Origin of the sequence: Staphylococcus sp. GDY8P72P (assembly GCF_016890655.1) — a bacterium.
Taxonomy (GTDB): Bacteria; Bacillota; Bacilli; order Staphylococcales; family Staphylococcaceae; genus Staphylococcus; species Staphylococcus arlettae.
Map to the genome: position 1 here is coordinate 53,665 of NZ_JAFEQJ010000006.1, position 19,250 is coordinate 72,914.

Genomic DNA, 19,250 nt, shown 5'->3' on the forward strand with positions numbered 1-19,250 from the left:
AATGAAATTAGATCAAATAGAACAATTAATTAAACTTGTAAAAGAAAATGACGTTAAGAACTTCAAATATAAAGACCATTCCAGTGAAGTGGAAATCGACTTTACGTCACCACAACAAACAACAGGGACGCAGTATGCAACGATTGCTAATGAGGCGAATGACAACACTCAAGCAGCTACTCAAAATAATTCAACTGCAAGTCAAACAATTACAGCACCTATGGTTGGAACATTTTTCTTACAAGATGAAAAAGAACTTACTAATCCTTTAATACAAGTTGGTGACGAAGTTAAAAAAGGTGATGTCGTAGGTTATATAGAAGCTATGAAAGTTTTGAATGAAGTAACAAGTGAGGTAGAAGGTAAAATTTCAGAAATCACTGTCGAACATGGTGATAATGTAGAATACAATCAAGTTATTATCAAAGTGGATTAATTAACTTCTAGAAAAGGGGCATTTGTGATGCATCGATGTTTAGTCGCAAATAGAGGCGAAATTGCAGTACGCATTATTCGTGCATGTCGAGAATTAGGTATAGAAACAGTGGCAGTTTATGCTGTAGGAGATGAGCAAAGTTTACATGTTAGTCTCGCTGATCAAGCAGTATGTATTGGAGAAGCAAACGCTTTAGATAGTTATTTGAATCAAGATAGAATTATTAGTGCAGCACAAATTACTGAGTCGACTGCAATTCATCCAGGCTATGGTTTCTTATCTGAAAGTCCTTCATTTGCGGATAAAGTAGAACAAAATGGCTTATATTTTATAGGACCAACTAAAGAAACAATGGAGTTGATGGGGGATAAAATTACAGCAAGACAAACTGTTGACGCAGCTAAAGTCCCAATTATACCAGGATCTAAAGGCGCTGTAGAATCACTTTCAGAAGTTGAAACGATTGCCTCAGATATTGGTTACCCACTCGTGTTAAAAGCCGCAAGTGGTGGTGGCGGTAAAGGGATTAGGATTGTTAAATCTAGAGATATGTTAGAAAAGTCTTTTAAAGAAGCTAAAAGTGAAGGTAAAAAGTATTTTGATGACGATCGTATTTATGTAGAAGCATTTATTCCTGTTGCAAAGCATGTAGAAGTACAAATTGTGGGAGATGGGGAGCAAAATTATGTACATTTAGGCGAACGTGATTGTTCTGTACAAAGAAAAAATCAAAAATTAATTGAAGAATCACCATGTGCAGCATTAAGTGATAAACGACGCCAACAAATATGTAATGATGCAGTAGCTGTGGCGCGAGCAGCTAATTATCGAAGTGCTGGTACAATAGAATTCTTGGTAACAGCAGATGATTATTATTTCATTGAAATGAATGCCAGAATTCAGGTTGAACATACAGTTACTGAAATGCGTACCGACACTGATTTGTTACAAACACAACTATATTTAATGCAATATAATAAATTGCCGTTCACTCAAGAAGATATTCGATTTAGTGGTCATGTAATAGAGGCACGTATTAATGCCGAAAATCCTGAACAAGGATTTCAACCTTCACCAGGGACAGTACAAGCATTACATTTACCTCAAGGCTTTAATGTGCGTGTAGATTCTTTACTTTATCAAGGTTATACTGTATCACCGCATTATGATTCTTTAGTAGCCAAAGTTATTATAAAAGCCGATAACAGATCATTGGCGATATCTAAACTTAAAGTTACATTAGATGAAATGGTAATAGATGGTTTTACTACAACAGCAGATTTTTTATATGCAGTTTTATCTTATCCTACATATGCGAATGGAAATGCTGAAGACGTTGATATTAAGTTTTTAGATAGACACCAAATTATAGGAGGTAGAAATTCATGAAAGTAGATTTAAATTGTGATTTAGGGGAATCATTTGGTAATTATACAATAGGTAATGACAATAATATTATACCAGTTATTACTTCAGCTAATATTGCTTGTGGTTTTCATGCAGGTGATGAAAATGTTATGTATCAAACGATTAAACTAGCAAAAGAAAATAATATAGGTATAGGAGCGCATCCGGGTTTACCAGATTTACAAGGATTTGGTAGACGTAATATGGATTTATCACCTTCAGAAATCTATAATTTAGTAGTTTATCAATTAGGTGCTTTATCTGCATTTTGCCAAACGCAGAATGTTAAATTGAACCATGTTAAACCTCATGGTGCGTTGTACCAAATGGGGGCAAGAGATAGTGAAATTGCGCAAGCCATTGCACAAGCTGTATATGATGTAGATAATACGTTAATCTTTGTTGGGTTATCAAATACATTATTAATTTCAGAAGCTCAAAAAATTGGTTTACAAACTGCTTCTGAAGTCTTTGCTGATCGCCGTTATGAGGAAAGTGGTCAACTTGTAAGTCGAAAAGAAAGTGATGCACTCATAACAGATACAAATGAAGCAATTGAACAAGTATTAAATATGGTGAAAAATCAAAAGGTAATTGCTAAAACTGGTAAGGAAATAGATATCCAAGCAGATACCATTTGTGTACATGGTGATGGTCAGAATGCTTTAGATTTTGTTACGCAAATCCGAGAAAAGTTATCAAATGAAGGTATTTTGATAACTAAATTAGGGGGATAATTTATGGGAGAAAAATTAAAAAATGGTGAAACTGATGGTCAATTTACAAAAAATCATAAAAGACTGTTATTAGGTTCAGTCTTTTTAATGGCGACATCAGCTATTGGACCAGCCTTTCTAACACAAACTGCAGTATTTACTGCACAATTTGCTGCTAGTTTTGCTTTTGCCATTTTATTGTCGATATTAATTGATATCGGAGCACAAATTAACATTTGGCGAGTACTTATAGTAACTGGAAAAAGGGGTCAAGAGGTAGCTAATGATATATTCAGTGGACTAGGCACATTTATATCCATTTTAATTGCCATAGGTGGGTTAGCATTTAATATAGGTAATATTGCTGGTGCTGGTTTAGGACTAAACGCCATTTTTGGCTTAGATGTTAAGGTTGGAGCTGCAATTACTGCAATATTATCTATTACTATTTTCCTAAGTCGTAGTGGCCAAAAAATTATGGATGTAGTCACGATGTTTTTAGGTGTGCTTATGATAATTGTAGTGGCAATCGTAATGGTTAAAGCCAATCCACCTTATGGAGATGCATTAACGCATATGGTTGTACCTGAAAATCCAATGGCATTAGTGTTACCGATTATTACACTGGTAGGAGGTACTGTAGGTGGTTACATTACTTTCGCTGGAGCACATAGAATATTAGATTCTGGTATTAAAGGAAAAGCCTTTTTACCGTTTGTGAACAAAGCTGCAGTGGCCGGTATCTTAACTACTGGAGTACTAAGAACACTTCTATTTTTAGGTGTATTAGGTGTGGTTGTTACTGGTGTAACGCTTAGTTCAGAAAATCCGCCCGCTTCAGTTTTTGAACACGTGCTAGGGCCAATAGGGAAAAATATTTTTGGTGTAGTATTGTTTGCTGCAGCCATGTCATCAGTTATTGGTTCAGCGTATACGAGTTCAACATTTTTAAAAACTTTACACAAATCATTATATACAAAGAGTAATTTAATGGTTATTCTATTTATTGTTGTATCAACTATTATTTTCCTATTCTTAGGTAAGCCAGTAACATTATTAATTGTTGCAGGCGCGTTAAATGGTTTAATTTTACCAATTACACTCGGTACAATTTTAATTGCGAGTAAGCGTAAATCAATTGTTGGTGATTATAAACACCCTACGTGGATGCTTGTTTTCGGTATTATCGCAGTTATTGTAACGGTGGTAACAGGTATTTACTCATTACAAAGTTTAAGCACGCTGTTTGAAATGTAAAGTTAGGATCAATATATGTATAAGCGTAAATTCAACACCGACTATTTGTTGAATTTACGCTTTTCTTATTTACACCATTACTAAAATGATAATAGTACATAAATATTATCTATAGCCGATTAAATGAAAATAACTTGTTGGCAGTTTTTTGTGTACACTTTCCGCAGCCACTGACTTAGCCTGTAGTTTTTGCTAGTGGTCTTCCCGTAGGAGTCGCTTCAATTCACTGCTAATGTTAAACTGAAAAATTATAATATATAAATTAAACAAAGGCGGTGTTTATCATATTAAATAAATCAACTGACAAAATAAAAGATGTTTAGCTTATTAGTTGATGGGTATTAACTAGTAGACAATAATTTTATACTTTCATTTTGTGCGAACGTCATTCAAAATACAGAATGGCGTTTTTATTTGCTATTATTAAATTGCAATAAAATATTAGGATATACGTATATATTTGCAGTGTATTACTTGGAGATTATGTATTTCAAATCTTTGTATCGAGCATTCAAATGAAATGTGATAAAATAGCAAAGGCTATGAATTTACAATGAGGTGACTTATAATGATAGGTATAATTGGCGCAATGGAAGAAGAAGTTGCGATATTAAAAAATAACTTAGTGAACTTAAGTGAGATAACTGTAGGTCACGTGAAATTTTATAAAGGTTTATTAAACAATAAGGAAGTAGTTTTGTCTCAAAGTGGTATAGGTAAAGTGAACGTTGCAATTTCTACTACTTTATTGATTGAAAAGTTTCATCCGGACATGATTATCAATACTGGTTCAGCTGGAGCATTAGATGAACATTTATCAGTAGGTGATGTTGTAGTTAGTAGTGATGTTGCATATCATGATGCAGATGCAACTGCTTTTGGTTACGAGTTTGGACAAATTCCACAAATGCCATTAACGTTTACTGCTGATGACAGGCTGTTGACACTTGCAGAGAATGCTATTAACGCTATTCAACATACTGCTAAGACCGGATTAATAGTTAGTGGTGATAGTTTTATTGGTTCTACTACACAAAAACAAAAAATAAAACAACAATTTCCAGAAGCGTTGGCTGTAGAAATGGAAGCCACAGCAATTGCTCAAACTTGTTATCAATTTAACGTACCTTTCATTATTACACGTGCTATATCAGATTTAGCAAATGGTGATGCAGGTATTTCATTTGATGAATTTTTAAAAACTGCTGCTGTATCGTCAAGTAATATGGTAGAATGTTTGATTAAATCAATTTAATAATAAAGGTGAATTTAATTATGGGGATATTTAAAAAGTATTTTATGCCAAACGAATATGTAAAATCAATTTTTCAAATTGATATTGCAAAATTAGCTGAAAGTGGCGTAAAAGGTATTATAACTGACTTAGATAATACACTAGTAGGTTGGGATGTTGAAGAACCAACTGAAGAGGTAAAGGCATGGTTTCAAAAAGCAAAAAAGCATGGTATCACGGTAACAATCGTATCTAACAATAATGAACGTCGTGTAGCTGAATTTGCCAAACCATTAGAAGTAGACTGTATTTTTAAAGCTCGTAAACCAAGAGGTAAAGCATTTAATCGTGCTACTAAACAAATGGCATTACAACCAGATGAAGTTGTAGTGATTGGTGATCAAATGTTGACTGATGTATTCGGAGGCAAACGACGTGGCTTATTTACAATAATGGTAGTACCTGTTAAACAAACAGATGGATTTGTAACTAAATTTAACCGCATTATTGAACGTAGATTATTACAACATTTCAGAAAAAAAGGATACATTACATGGGAGGAAAATTGATTGAGTGAATTAGACGAACTTAAATGTATAGGTTGTGGCGCACCATTGCAATCTGACAATCCAGAAGCGGCAGGCTATGTCCCAGAACATAATTTATTTCGAGAAGATGTTATTTGTAAACGTTGTTTCCGATTGAAAAATTATAACGAAGTGCAAGATGTCGGTATGAATAGTGATGATTTCCTAAACTTATTAAATGGCTTAGCAGATAAAAAAGGCATTATTGTTAATGTTGTCGATGTTTTTGATTTTGAAGGTTCATTTATCAATGCGCTAAAACGCATTGTTGGTAATAAAAAAGTTATACTAGTAGCAAACAAATTAGATTTATTACCTAAACAAATTAATAAGCGTCGAGTGACAGAATGGTTAAAGAAAACAGCACGAAAATATGGACTTGAAGCGGAAAAAGTTGTTCTAATATCGGCTGAGAAAGGCTGGGGTATTGACGATTTAATGCAGGCTATTGAGTCACATCGTAATCAACAAGATGTTTATATCGTGGGCACTACAAATGTAGGTAAATCTACATTGATAAATAAATTAATTGAACAAAGTGTCGGTGAAAAGGATACAGTAACAACATCTCGTTTCCCAGGTACAACGCTTGATATGATTGATATACCACTGGATGAAACTTCATTTATGTTTGATACGCCAGGTATTATACAAGAACATCAAATGACACATTTTGTTAGTGATAAAGAATTAAAAACAATAATGCCTAAAAATGAAGTAAAACAACGTGTTTATCAATTAAATGAAGGACAAACACTATTTTTTGGTGGGTTGGCACGTATTGACTATGTTGTTGGTGGTAAACGACCATTAATTTGTTATTTTTCCAATAATTTAAAAATCCATAGAACTAAAACAGAAAAGGCGAACGACTTATGGAGAAATCAACTAGGTTCAGTACTAACACCACCAAGTGATCCGACACAATTTGATTTGGATAATGTTAAAGCCGTTAGATTAGAAACTGGTAAAGAAAAACGTGATGTAATGATTGCTGGTCTAGGTTTTATTACTATAGATGCTGGTGCTAAAGTTATTGTGAGAGTACCTAAAAATGTAGATGTGATATTAAGAAATTCAATAATGTAAGGTGTGATTAACATTGAAGTTTGCAGTAATTGGAAGTCCTATCGAACACTCATTATCACCTGTAATGCATAATGCCAATTTTAAGGCGGTTGGTGATCAACACACTTACGATGCATTACGCATTGATCCTCAGCACTTTCATTCAATCAAAGAAATAATTAAGGAACAGGGTTTAGATGGCTTTAATGTTACAATTCCGCATAAAGAAAGTATTCTTCCTTATTTAGATGAAATTGATGAACAAGCCGAAACGGTGGGTGCAGTTAATACCGTGTTAATCCAAGACGATAAATGGATTGGCTATAATACAGATGGTATCGGTTATGTAAAATCTTTAAAAGAGGTTTATCCCGATTTAGAAAATGCATATATTTTAATTTTAGGGGCAGGTGGCGCAAGTAAAGGCATTACAAATGAATTAATAAAATACGTCAATCCTAAAATTACAGTTGCTAATAGAACATTATCCCGCTTTGATCATTGGAATTTAGATGTCAATACTGCCTCATTAGTAGATGTTGAACCAGTGTTGTCAGAGTTTGATATAATTATCAATACAACACCTGCAGGTATGGATGATAATTTAGAATTACCTATTCATTTAGATTATTTATCACCACAAACACTTGTGAGTGATATTGTTTATGTGCCGTTTAAAACGCCTATTCTAGCTGCTGCCGAACAAAAAGGAAACCCAATTCATAATGGTTTAGATATGTTTGTGTATCAAGGAGCAGAAAGCTACAAAATATGGACACAACAACAACCAAATTATGATGTTATGAGAAGTACAGTACTAAATTATTTATAAAGGAGCATATCTATGCTAACTGGAAAACAAAAAAGATTTTTAAGAAGTAAAGCACATAATATTGATCCAACGTTTCAAATTGGTAAAGCAGGTGTTAACGACAATATGGTCGCACAAATTGCTGAACTGTTAGAAAAACGTGAATTAATAAAAGTTCATATTTTACAAAATAACTTTGAAGATAAAAATGATTTAGCACAAGAGCTTAGTGATGCTACAGGTAGCCAAATTGTCCAAGTCATTGGGTCTATGATTGTTCTTTATAAAGAATCTGAAGAAAACAAGCAAATCAATCTACCATAATGACACAATCAATTGTGATTTATGGTGGACAATTTAACCCAATTCATCTTGGTCATATGATAGTTGCTAGCGAAGTGTATGCACATATTAAACCTGCTAAATTTTATTTTATTCCTAGTTTTATGTCTCCATTAAAAAGCCATAATGACTATTTAGATGCATCATTGCGAACAAAAATGATTAAACTTGCCATCGAAGACTTAGGTTTTGGTGAAATTTGTTATGATGAAATAGAACGTCAAGGTCAAAGTTATACTTACGATACTATTATGGAAATTAAAAAGAACCATCCGTTAAGTAAACTTTATGTAGTAATTGGCACAGATCAATACGAACAACTAAATAAATGGTATAAAATAGATGAATTAAAATTATATATAACCTTTATTATTGTAAATAGAGATACATCAACACAAGAAGTCGCGTCTGACATGGTTGCACTAAATATCCCACGTGTAGATATTAGTTCAACCATGATTAGAAACCGCGTCAAAGATAACCAGTCAATTAAAATGCTAGTATCTAATAGTGTTGAGCGTTTTATCAGAGGGGAAGGATTATATGAAAATTGAACAAGCAGTTGCATTAATTAAAGACAAATTACCAGAAAAACGAGTGACTCATTCACTCAATGTTGCTGAGACAGCTGTAAAATTAGCTGAAATTTATGATGGCGATGCCCAAAAAGCTGAGCTTGCCGGAGTATTACATGATTATTGTAAGTATGATGATTTAGGTACAATGTATCAAATTGTCACATCACGTGGTTTAGATAGTAATTTATTAAGCTATGGTGTTGAAATTTTACATGGCCCTGTAGCAGCTTTAATCATGCAAGAAACATTTGGTATAGACGACGAAGAAGTGCTACTAGCTATTAAAAATCACACAACTGGCAGAGCTCAGATGACTAAAACAGAAAAATTAGTATTTATTGCTGATTATATCGAACCAGGTAGACAGACCCCAGGCGTTGAAGAAATTAGAGAATTAGCATACAATCAAGGTAGCTTAGATAAAACCATTTATGAAATTTCTAAGCGTACAGTGTTATATTTAATCAGTAAAGATATTAATGTTTATGACGCTACCATTGCATGCTTGAATTATTACAATTATAGTGACGAAAGAGTAAAGGATGATTAAATGAATTCAGATCAATTATTAAACATTGCTGTCGAAGCAACAGAAAACAAAAAAGCAGAAGATATTATTTCAATTAACATGAAAGAAATTAGTGATATGACTGATTATTTCGTAGTCTGCCACGGAAATAATGAAAGACAAGTGCAATCAATAGCTAAAGCCGTTAAAGATAGCGCACAAGAAGCTGAAATTGAAGTGAAACGCATGGAGGGCTATAACGAAGTAAGATGGGTCCTTATCGATTTAGCAGATGTTGTTGTTCATATTTTCCATAAAGATGAGCGTGATTATTATAATGTTGAGAAATTGTATCGAGATGCTCCTATCGAAACGTACAGACAGGCTGTTTATTAATTATGGTCCAATACGAGGAATTGAGTTTATTTTATGATCAATTAACATTTGATCAACCCTATGAGTCTTGGCTAGCAATAGTCAATCAATTTTCTAATGATAAGCAATCAATTCTAGATATTGGTTGTGGAACGGGTAGTTTAACAAGCTTATTAACTGAATTTGATCAAGTCACTGGTATGGATTTGAGTATCGATATGTTAAGTTTAGCCTCATCAAAATCACAAAGTGTAAATTGGATAGAAGGTGATATGACCGATTTTAATTTAAATCAGTCATTCAGCGTCATTTCAATATTTTGTGACTCATTAAATTATTTAACTAGTAAGGCAGAAGTCCAATCTACTTTTGAACACGTTTATCAACATTTATCACCTGATGGTGTGTTTATGTTTGACGTTCATACCATTTATAAAATGCAAACGCTTTTCAATAACCAAAGTTATATTAATGAAACAGCAGATGTGTTTTTAGGATGGGACGCAGTAGTAGGAGAAGAACCTTACAGTGTATGGCATGATATGACGTTTTTTGTGAGCCAAGCAAATGGCGTTTATAAGAGGTTTGATGAATCACATTATCAACGTTCTTTTGAAGAAGCTGAATATCGACATTTATTACAAGCTGCAGGCTTCACAAATATATCGACATTCGTAGATTTTGATACAACGAATCACAGTGAAGAAGGCTACAGACTATTTTTCATTGTTCGTAAATAAAGTAAAATCACTCCTTTGTACGTGTATTGTATAAAGGAGTGATTTTATATGTTAAAACGATTTGAACAACTGAAGTTGTGGATTATCGATAGAATAATTTATGTCGTAGGTGCATTTTTATTATGTTTTTTTATTGGTGTGTTGTTAGTTAAAGTATATTCCACACCATCGCAATCAAAAGAAGTTGTTCATCCTTCGCATATTAATGATAAGGCTAAAGAAGTTAAGTCAAATTCTGCTGTCTCTAATTCAAAAGGAAATGAGTTTATTTATGTTGATATAAAAGGATCCGTTGAAAAGCCTAATGTCTATAAAATGAGATCTTCTGATAGAGTAAAGCAGTTATTAGAAAAAGCAGTGCCGACAACGGATGCTGATTTGAATCAAATTAACCTTGCCGAAAAATTAATAGATCAAAAATTAATCATTATTCCTCGAAAAGGGGAAATAACAACAAATATAGCTACACAGTTTAAGACAGATAAAAGCAATCAACAACAAGTAAATCTCAATACTGCAACCGAAGAAGAATTGAAAAATGTCAATGGTATTGGACCGGCTAAAGCACAAGCTATTATTGAATATCGAACTAATAATGGTCCTTTTGAGAGTGTTGAACAATTAAAAGAAATCAGAGGCATTGGTGACAAAACATTCGAAAGATTACAAAGCGAATTTACCGTTTAATAATGTTGCATAATTAAGGTATACAAATTAATCTATAATTAATGATAAATTATACATATAAATTGGAGGCGCTCAAATAATGGAACGAATCAAATGGGAAGAGTATTTCATGGCACAAAGTCAATTATTAGCATTACGTTCTACGTGCGAAAGATTATCGGTAGGTGCAACAATTGTTAAAGATAATAGAATTATTGCAGGTGGCTATAATGGTTCTGTGGCAGGGGAAGTACATTGCATTGATGAAGGATGCTTAATAGAAGATGGTCATTGTATTAGAACAATTCATGCTGAAATGAATGCTTTGTTGCAATGTGCCAAACAAGGTGTGTCGTCAGCAGGAGCAACTATTTATGTCACACATTTTCCTTGTCTCAATTGTACAAAATCAATTATTCAAGCTGGCATCACAACAATTTATTATGCTGAAGATTATCATAATCATCATTACGCTATACAACTTCTTGAACAAGAGGGTATTGAGTATAAAAAAATACCATTTAATCAACAACATGTGGCTCAATACTTATTGAATAACTAATTTTATGCTTTATGTTGCCGTTAGTTTTTTAATAGGTATAATGTGGCTACATATTAAAAGCTTAGCGATATTTCTTTTTCTATTGTCTCTATTTATACTCTATCGAAAAAAGCAACATCTTTTTGTATATATTGTTGTACTAATAATGCCCATTATTAGTGCAACTTATTATACTTCTTATCTCCATAATAATAACCTCGAAACACAAACACTTTTAGCACACCCAGAAATCAAACAACATGGAACTTTCATTTCCTTTAAATCACATCATAATCATAAAGTAGTTGGAACAATACAACTTAATAATCAACATTTTTCATTTCATCATTACAATTACGGTCAACAAAAGCAGCAGAAAATAGATTTAACGCACTTCAACTGCCATATTAAAGGATATTTTCATACTAGCAAAGCTAACGATGTAGTTGTTATAGTCAAACAAATTGACGTTAAATCATGCCATAAAGATACTACCAAACTGCCTAACATTTTTAACACGCATAAAAACTTTATTTATAATCAAATGGAAAAGTATGGTGGAAAAGAGTATGGTCGTGTTTTAGCACTACTTTTTGGAGATGTACATTTATTATCAGTAGACCAACTTGAAGATGTTAAAAGAATAGGAATTTACCATTTGCTAGCAGTCAGTGGTTCTCATATTGTTAGCATTATAATTATCATTCAAATGACATGTACAGCGTTGCGCATACCTATACCTGTTATAAAGTGTTTATTATGTATTGCATTACCGTGCTATGCCTTTTATGTTGATTTCGTACCAAGCGCATTACGTGCAATTATATCAGCTTTATTAATTATACTGCTGCCTCGAAAAATACTACAACATCCTATTGATATTTTAGCAACTACCTTTTTAATTGTTTTATTATTATTTCCCGCATATATTTACGATATAGGATTTCAATTCTCATTTTTAATTACATTATTTATATTACTTGGTAAGCCACTAATAGCTAAAGATTATCCATTACGTACATTTTGGCATCTTAATATTATTACGTTTTTAGGAGCTTTTATCATTAGTGCTGTGCATTTTAATGAAATTCAATGGGTGGGGTTAATTGCCAACTTATTTTTTATTCCATTTTATACATTTCTATTATTTCCATTAGCAATAGTATGTTTTTTATTAAGTCATATTACGCATGCATTATATTTAATTAAACATATTATGCAATTGTTCTTTTGGTTACATGATTTACTAGTAAATTTATTGTTGCCATTAAGTCATTGGCAATGGTATATTCCGAAATTAACTCATATTGAATTAGTATTTGTGTTTATTAGTGTCTTAACAATTTTTATGTTTTATGTAATGAAATGGTATCTCAAATGTGCTATTGTCTGTTTGAGTTTGACATTAATTATAGCGCTACTCCCATTTGACCATCTAGCTAGGTTTACATTATTTGATGTTGGTAATGGAGATGCCATGCTTTTTGAAACACCACAGCATCGTACTGTAATGATTGATACCGGTGGAAAGTTGATGCCATCAAATAAAGATTATCGTGGCAGTATAACTAAATATAAAATATTACCGGCTTTAAAACAAAGAAATATTCATCAGTTAGACTATTTAATTATTACGCATCCTCATTTAGATCATATGGGTGAATTTAAATATTTAGCCTCTATGGTAAAAATAAAATCACTTATTATCAATCCTTCTTCATATCAGTCAGTACAATATAGCAATATATTTACAATCGCTAAACTTCATAATATTTCAATTATAGATAGCACGACAATTACACATATAGATTTGGATGAATGTAGCATACAATTATTAGATGCAGCTATTATAACTTCGGATGATAAAAATGAACATTCTATTATTACGTTGATAAACTATAAACAGTATCAATTGCTCTTAATGGCAGATGCTACAATTCGCAATGAACAATTATTATTACAACGTTATAACTTAAAAAATATCGATGTATTAAAAGTTGGTCACCATGGTAGTATAACTAGTAGTAGTGGTGAATTTATAGCGTCCATAAAACCTAAAATTAGCGTTATATCGGCAAGTAAGAATAATAGATACCAATTTCCAGCATCACAAGTAGTATCAAGGCTTGCCAAGTCATCTGACAAGATTTATAATACCGCGCAACACGGTGCAATTACTATTGTGTTTGACGCACAAATGAAAACTTCTGTGGAAAAATCATAGTGATATATAGAGAGTCGGATATACAAATGCTATAATAAATATTGTTTGTCGTTTTGAAAGGATGCTAAGAATGAGCGAAAATATTATTACAATTTATGGCGAAGTACCTGAATTGATAGAGAAAAAAACGAATGAAATTGTAGCTGATTATTTAGAAATGCCGAAAGATGAATTCAATTTCGTGAAATTTAATTTATATGAAACGGATTTGTCGACAATAATTGAGGAATCATTAACTTTACCGTTTCTTTCGGATAAAAAGGTAGTGTTAGTACAAAACGCGTATGTTTTTACTGGAGAAAAAGCACCTAAAGATGTTAATCATAATACAACACAACTACTTGAATTTATTGAAAAATATGACGGTGAGACGCTTATTATTTTTGAGGTTTATCATTCGAAATTGGATGAGCGAAAAAAATTAGTGAAAAAATTAAAAGAGCAGACTCAATTGAAAAAAATAGAACAAATGTCTGAAGAAGAAATAAAACAATGGATTAAACAAACGCTTAATCAAAATTACAAAGATATTAAACAAGATGCATTAAACTTATTTATTGAGCTTACTGGTGTGAATTTTAATATAGTAAAACAAGAATTAGGTAAATTAGAATTGTTTTTAGGAGATAGGCCTACAATTAATAAACAGGATGTATTACAAATTGTAAATAGAAGCTTAGAACAAAATGTGTTTTTGTTAACAGAATATATCCAACAAAACAAGAAGACTAAAGCTGTTCAGTTAGTAAAAGATCTAATTGTAATGAAAGAAGAACCTATTAAACTATTAGCCTTAATTACAAGTAATTATCGCTTATATTATCAAAGTAAAATATTAAGTCAAAAAGGTTATAGTGGACAACAAATTGCTAAAACAATAAATGTACATCCATACCGAGTAAAACTGGCATTGAATCATGCGCGTCAGTACAGTATCGATCAATTATTAAATATTGTAGATAGTTGTGCAGAAACAGATTATAAATTGAAATCATCATATATGGATAAGCAGTTAATTCTAGAATTGTTTATTTTGTCATTATAAATAAAAAAAAGTTCAAGCAAAGGCTTGAACTTTTTTATTATTTAGCAGCTGTCATTAATGATGATTTAATACGGTCAGCTTTGTTTGAGTGGATTAAGTTGCGTTGTGCAGCTTTATCTACTTTTTTTACAGCTAAACTTACTAATTCAGCTTTGTTATCAGCATTATTGTTGATTGCTGATTTAGCTTTTTTTACAGCTGAACGCATTTCAGTTTTTTGTGAATTATTACGATCTTCAGCAACTTGTGTAGTATTAACACGTTTGATTGCAGATTTGATGTTTGCCATGTGTGTCACCTCCTAAAAGTGATCTTCGCTATCAAAATTAATTTTGATTACAACAAAAGATATTTTATCAAATCAATGCGCTTTCTGCAATCATTTATTTAAGCTAGATTGCATGATTACTTAATTTGAAAATAATATTTGGCATGTTGTCCGAATATCTTTATAATGAATATGTTACAGATAAAGTCGAAAAAAGTATATAGCTTTTGATAAGTTTGCAATAATAGATTAAAAACGTTATTATATCAAAGATATGTTACATATTTACGGGCTAGAATTATGAAAGTGAGACTGATAAAACATGGATAAACAAGAACGATTGAATAGACGACAATATATACGAAACTTTTCAATTATTGCACATATAGACCATGGGAAATCTACATTAGCTGACAGAATACTTGAAAACACTAAATCCGTGGAAACACGTGATATGCAACATCAGTTATTAGATTCTATGGATTTAGAACGAGAACGTGGAATAACAATTAAATTAAATGCTGTACGCCTAAAATATGAGGCTAAAGACGGTGAAGTATATACATTTCATTTAATAGATACACCGGGGCATGTCGACTTTACTTATGAAGTGTCTAGATCTCTAGCGGCATGTGAAGGTGCTATTCTTGTCGTAGATTCAGCACAAGGTATCGAAGCACAAACATTAGCTAATGTTTACTTAGCACTCGATAATGATTTGGAATTATTACCTGTAGTTAATAAAATTGATTTACCTGCAGCTGAACCAGAACGTGTAAAACAAGAATTAGAAGACGTTATTGGTATAGATCAATCAGATGTAGTCTTAGCAAGTGCCAAATCAAATATTGGTATCGAAGAAATTTTGGAACAAATTGTCGAAACAGTGCCGCCGCCAGAAGGTGATCCAGAAGCACCGTTGAAGGCTTTGATATTTGATTCTGAATACGATCCTTATAGAGGTGTTGTTTCTTCTATACGTATAGTAGAAGGCGTAGTTAAGCCTGGTGACCGTATTAAAATGATGGCTACAGGAAAAACATTTGAAGTGTCTGAAGTAGGTATCAATACTCCTAAACAACTACCTATAGACGAGTTAACAGTAGGTGATGTTGGTTATATTATTGCGAGTATTAAAAATGTCGACGATTCTCGTGTAGGTGATACGATAACGCATGCAGAACGTCCAGCCGATAATCCTTTACAAGGTTATAAAAAGATGAACCCGATGGTCTATTGTGGTTTATTCCCGATTGATAATAAAAACTACAATGATTTAAGAGAAGCATTAGAAAAACTACAACTGAATGATGCATCACTTGAATTTGAGCCGGAATCATCACAAGCATTAGGCTTTGGCTATCGTACAGGATTTTTAGGGATGTTACATATGGAAATTATTCAAGAACGAATTGAACGTGAATTCGGTATTGAATTAATTGCTACTGCACCTTCTGTTATATATCAATGTATTTTGAAAAACGGAGAAGAAGTGACAGTAGATAATCCAGCGCAAATGCCTGAAAGAGATCAAATTGATACAGTCTATGAACCTTTTGTTAAAGCGACAATGATGGTGCCGAATGACTATGTAGGTTCAGTAATGGAATTATGTCAACGTAAACGTGGCCAATTCGTTAATATGGATTATTTAGATGATATTCGTGTGAATATAGTATACGAAATTCCATTAGCAGAAGTAGTGTTTGATTTCTTTGATCAACTTAAATCAAATACAAAAGGTTATGCTTCTTTTGACTATGAGTTTATAGACAATAAAGAGAGTGACCTAGTGAAAATGGATATCTTGCTTAATGGAGAAAAAGTTGATGCTTTAAGCTTTATTGTGCATAAAGATTTCGCCTATGAACGTGGTAAGGCATTAGTTGAAAAACTAAAAACTTTAATCCCACGTCAACAATTCGAAGTTCCAGTACAAGCTGCAATAGGTCAAAAAATTGTTGCCAGAACTAATATTAAATCTATGGGTAAAAATGTTTTATCTAAATGTTACGGTGGAGATATCAGTCGTAAACGTAAATTGTTAGAAAAACAAAAAGCCGGTAAAGCTAAAATGAAAGCTGTTGGTAATGTTGAAATACCTCAAGACGCGTTCTTAGCAGTGTTGAAAATGGATGAAGATTAACAATAATTATTTGGGGTTTAAATCAATTGATTTATGCCCCAAATTTTATTGTGCCTTGAAAGAGAAAGTGAGGTAATAAATATGGAAGTAAAGAGTGCATATATCCATATACCTTTTTGTGTAAAGATTTGTACTTATTGTGACTTTAATAAATACTTTATACAAAACCAACCAGTGGACCAGTATTTGGATTGCTTAATTAAAGAGATGTCTACGAGCAAACAACGACAATTGAAAACGATGTTTGTAGGTGGCGGTACACCAACAGCATTAAATGTAAAACAATTAGAGAGATTACTAATTGCTATCAACGAAACATTTGATATTGAAACAGAATATAGTTTCGAAGCAAATCCAGATGAATTGACAATGGAAAAACTGCAGTTATTAAAAAAATATGGTGTGAACCGACTGTCGATGGGTGTACAAACTTTCAACCCTGATTTATTAGCAATATTAGGACGAACACATGGTACAGAAGACATATATCAAGCAGTACGTAATGCACGAGAAATTGGTATTGAATCTATAAGCTTGGATTTAATGTATCATTTACCTCAACAAACATTGGCTGACTTCCAAGAAAGTTTAGATTTAGCACTTAATTTGGATATAGATCATATCTCAAGTTATGGACTAATATTAGAACCCAAAACACAGTTTTATAACATGTATCGTAAAGGCAAACTAAAGTTACCGAATGAAGATATAGGTGAAGAAATGTATACGCACTTAATTCAACGCATGAAACATTCTGATTTACAGCAGTATGAACTTTCTAATTTCGGAAAACAAGGACATGAATCTGAACATAATAAAGTATATTGGAAAAATGAAGGCTATTATGGATTCGGTGCAGGTGCCAGTGGGTACGTAGATGGAGAACGTTATACTAATGTGAATCCAGTTAATCACTATATTAAAAAAATAGAAAATAATGAACGCCCTTTATTACATTCTTCGTGGCCAACTAAAACAGAACAAATGGAAGAAGAAATGTTTCTTGGTTTAAGGATGAACAAAGGCGTTAATAAATTTCATTTTAAACATAAATTTGACGTTGAAATAGATGAAATTTTTGGTCAAACGTTAACTTCATTGGTTGACCAACAACTTTTATCATATTATGACGGTAACTATGCACTGACAGAGCGGGGCAAAGTGATTGGCAATGAGGTTTTTGAAGCCTTTTTATTGAACGTGTAAAATTATAAAAATTTTCAAGGCTTTAACATTGACTTACTTTGACCAATTTGATAAATTATAATTAGCACTTGAAACAAATGAGTGCTAATGAGGTGAAAACATGATAACTCATAGACAATTGAGCATATTAAATGCCATTGTTGAAGATTATGTCGATTTAGATCAACCTATTGGCTCTAAAGCTTTAATAGAGCGACATAATTTGAATGTAAGCCCAGCTACTATTAGAAATGAGATGAAACAATTAGAATCTCTAAACCTAATAGAGAAGACTCATACATCATCAGGTAGATCACCGTCAGAATTAGGGTTTAGATATTATGTGAATCAATTATTAGAACAAACATCTCATCAACAACACAAAAAAGTCCAACGGTTGAGAGGACTACTTATTGACCATCAATATGATATTTCGTCAGCTTTACATGCTTTTGCTAATGAACTGTCGATGGCTTCTCAATATACAACGTTGGTAATGCGTCCAAATCATAAGCAAGATATTATTAGTAATATTCACCTTATTCAAGCAAATGATTATTTAATTATAATGGTTGTAGTGTTTGCGTCAGGTCATGTTGAACATTTGCATTTAACATCAGCTAAACGTATTAGTAATGATGAATTAAACAAAATTTCTAATTTTGTTACTGACAAATATAATGCGTGGTCATCTTTACAATTTGAGCAAGAACTTAATTCGTTTACACAGTCTGTCAGTGAGCAAGACTTTATTAAAACGATGTTTGAGACGCTACAATTACATTTCGATAATCAAAGTAATGGCATTTTTATGGGTGGAAAGGTTAAACTGATTGATGCATTGAATGAATCAAATGTCTCATCAATTCAACCAATATTACAATATATTGAATCAAATAAAATCACTGAATTGCTCGATGACATGTCTAATTCATCTATAAATGTAATGATTGGGCATGAAATTGATACAAGTTTAAGTGATATATCTATCGTATCTAGTGAATACCATATAGATGATAGGTTGAAAGGTCGAATAGCAGTAATTGGACCTACTGCGATGAATTATCAAAATGTGATACAATTACTAAATCGTATTTGGTAATTTAAAGTATTGGA

At 32.3% G+C, this 19,250-nt stretch carries 21 protein-coding genes; 20 read left to right on the forward strand and 1 reads right to left on the reverse strand.

The window, feature by feature from the left end:
* Position 1: 1 nt before the first annotated feature.
* The 17 genes from JVU85_RS01425 (at position 2) to holA (ending at position 14,535) form a co-directional block, all read left to right on the forward strand.
* Positions 2-436 (forward strand): acetyl-CoA carboxylase biotin carboxyl carrier protein, encoded by a 435-nt coding sequence (locus JVU85_RS01425; RefSeq protein WP_021459907.1) that lies wholly within the window; start codon positions 2-4, stop codon positions 434-436.
* 27 nt (positions 437-463) lie between these two features.
* A complete protein-coding gene (locus JVU85_RS01430) occupies positions 464-1,825 on the forward strand; it encodes an acetyl-CoA carboxylase biotin carboxylase subunit (protein ID WP_021459908.1) in 1,362 nt (453 codons plus the stop codon).
* Positions 1,822-2,580 (forward strand): 5-oxoprolinase subunit PxpA, encoded by a 759-nt coding sequence (pxpA, locus tag JVU85_RS01435; protein ID WP_107377122.1) that lies wholly within the window; start codon positions 1,822-1,824, stop codon positions 2,578-2,580. Before JVU85_RS01430 ends, pxpA begins: the two co-directional genes overlap by 4 nt.
* A gap of 3 nt (positions 2,581-2,583) precedes the next feature.
* Positions 2,584-3,816, forward strand: a complete 1,233-nt coding sequence (locus JVU85_RS01440) for an NRAMP family divalent metal transporter (RefSeq protein WP_002510479.1) — start codon at positions 2,584-2,586, stop codon at positions 3,814-3,816.
* A 568-nt stretch (positions 3,817-4,384) separates the two neighbouring features.
* The gene (gene mtnN, locus JVU85_RS01445; protein ID WP_002510480.1) at positions 4,385-5,071 is read left to right on the forward strand and encodes a 5'-methylthioadenosine/S-adenosylhomocysteine nucleosidase; all 687 of its coding nucleotides are present in this window, start codon (positions 4,385-4,387) and stop codon (positions 5,069-5,071) included.
* A gap of 20 nt (positions 5,072-5,091) precedes the next feature.
* On the forward strand, positions 5,092-5,619 hold the full coding sequence (locus JVU85_RS01450; RefSeq protein ID WP_002510481.1) for a YqeG family HAD IIIA-type phosphatase: 528 nt from the start codon (positions 5,092-5,094) through the stop codon (positions 5,617-5,619).
* Complete coding sequence (yqeH, locus tag JVU85_RS01455; RefSeq protein ID WP_204172051.1) at positions 5,620-6,726, forward strand: ribosome biogenesis GTPase YqeH; 1,107 nt, start codon at positions 5,620-5,622, stop codon at positions 6,724-6,726. It begins immediately after the preceding gene.
* Between the two features lie 13 nt (positions 6,727-6,739).
* Complete coding sequence (aroE, locus tag JVU85_RS01460; RefSeq protein ID WP_002510483.1) at positions 6,740-7,537, forward strand: shikimate dehydrogenase; 798 nt, start codon at positions 6,740-6,742, stop codon at positions 7,535-7,537.
* Between the two features lie 12 nt (positions 7,538-7,549).
* Positions 7,550-7,840 (forward strand): ribosome assembly RNA-binding protein YhbY, encoded by a 291-nt coding sequence (gene yhbY / locus JVU85_RS01465; RefSeq protein WP_002510484.1) that lies wholly within the window; start codon positions 7,550-7,552, stop codon positions 7,838-7,840.
* Positions 7,840-8,412, forward strand: a complete 573-nt coding sequence (gene nadD / locus JVU85_RS01470) for a nicotinate (nicotinamide) nucleotide adenylyltransferase (protein ID WP_002510485.1) — start codon at positions 7,840-7,842, stop codon at positions 8,410-8,412. The genes yhbY and nadD overlap by 1 nt, the downstream gene beginning before the upstream one ends.
* A complete protein-coding gene (yqeK, locus tag JVU85_RS01475; RefSeq protein WP_002510486.1) occupies positions 8,402-8,986 on the forward strand; it encodes a bis(5'-nucleosyl)-tetraphosphatase (symmetrical) YqeK in 585 nt (194 codons plus the stop codon). The genes nadD and yqeK overlap by 11 nt, the downstream gene beginning before the upstream one ends.
* Entirely contained in the window at positions 8,987-9,340 is a 354-nt protein-coding gene (gene rsfS / locus JVU85_RS01480; RefSeq protein ID WP_204172052.1) for a ribosome silencing factor, read from the forward strand.
* A gap of 2 nt (positions 9,341-9,342) precedes the next feature.
* Positions 9,343-10,059: a class I SAM-dependent DNA methyltransferase gene (locus tag JVU85_RS01485; protein ID WP_002510488.1), complete on the forward strand. Its 717-nt coding sequence runs from the start codon at positions 9,343-9,345 to the stop codon at positions 10,057-10,059.
* Positions 10,060-10,107: 48 nt separating this feature from the next.
* Complete coding sequence (locus JVU85_RS01490) at positions 10,108-10,746, forward strand: helix-hairpin-helix domain-containing protein (RefSeq protein WP_021459915.1); 639 nt, start codon at positions 10,108-10,110, stop codon at positions 10,744-10,746.
* A 79-nt stretch (positions 10,747-10,825) separates the two neighbouring features.
* Positions 10,826-11,287, forward strand: a complete 462-nt coding sequence (locus JVU85_RS01495; protein ID WP_002510490.1) for a ComE operon protein 2 — start codon at positions 10,826-10,828, stop codon at positions 11,285-11,287.
* 145 nt (positions 11,288-11,432) lie between these two features.
* The gene (locus JVU85_RS01500) at positions 11,433-13,490 is read left to right on the forward strand and encodes a DNA internalization-related competence protein ComEC/Rec2 (protein ID WP_002510491.1); all 2,058 of its coding nucleotides are present in this window, start codon (positions 11,433-11,435) and stop codon (positions 13,488-13,490) included.
* 70 nt (positions 13,491-13,560) lie between these two features.
* Positions 13,561-14,535, forward strand: coding sequence for a DNA polymerase III subunit delta (gene holA, locus JVU85_RS01505; RefSeq protein WP_002510492.1), 975 nt, complete (start codon positions 13,561-13,563; stop codon positions 14,533-14,535).
* A 37-nt stretch (positions 14,536-14,572) separates the two neighbouring features.
* Here holA and rpsT read toward each other — a convergent pair whose 3' ends face one another.
* Entirely contained in the window at positions 14,573-14,824 is a 252-nt protein-coding gene (gene rpsT, locus JVU85_RS01510) for a 30S ribosomal protein S20 (protein WP_002510493.1), read from the reverse strand.
* A gap of 301 nt (positions 14,825-15,125) precedes the next feature.
* Here rpsT and lepA point away from each other — a divergent pair, with 301 nt between their 5' ends.
* From lepA to hrcA, 3 genes are all read left to right on the forward strand, one after another.
* Positions 15,126-16,949 carry a translation elongation factor 4 gene (gene lepA / locus JVU85_RS01515; protein ID WP_021459916.1) on the forward strand — a complete coding sequence of 608 codons (1,824 nt, stop codon included), beginning with the start codon at positions 15,126-15,128 and terminating at the stop codon, positions 16,947-16,949.
* A gap of 81 nt (positions 16,950-17,030) precedes the next feature.
* Positions 17,031-18,155 carry a radical SAM family heme chaperone HemW gene (gene hemW, locus JVU85_RS01520; protein WP_021459917.1) on the forward strand — a complete coding sequence of 375 codons (1,125 nt, stop codon included), beginning with the start codon at positions 17,031-17,033 and terminating at the stop codon, positions 18,153-18,155.
* Between the two features lie 100 nt (positions 18,156-18,255).
* On the forward strand, positions 18,256-19,236 hold the full coding sequence (gene hrcA / locus JVU85_RS01525; protein WP_002510496.1) for a heat-inducible transcriptional repressor HrcA: 981 nt from the start codon (positions 18,256-18,258) through the stop codon (positions 19,234-19,236).
* The last annotated feature ends 14 nt before the right edge of the window (positions 19,237-19,250 follow it).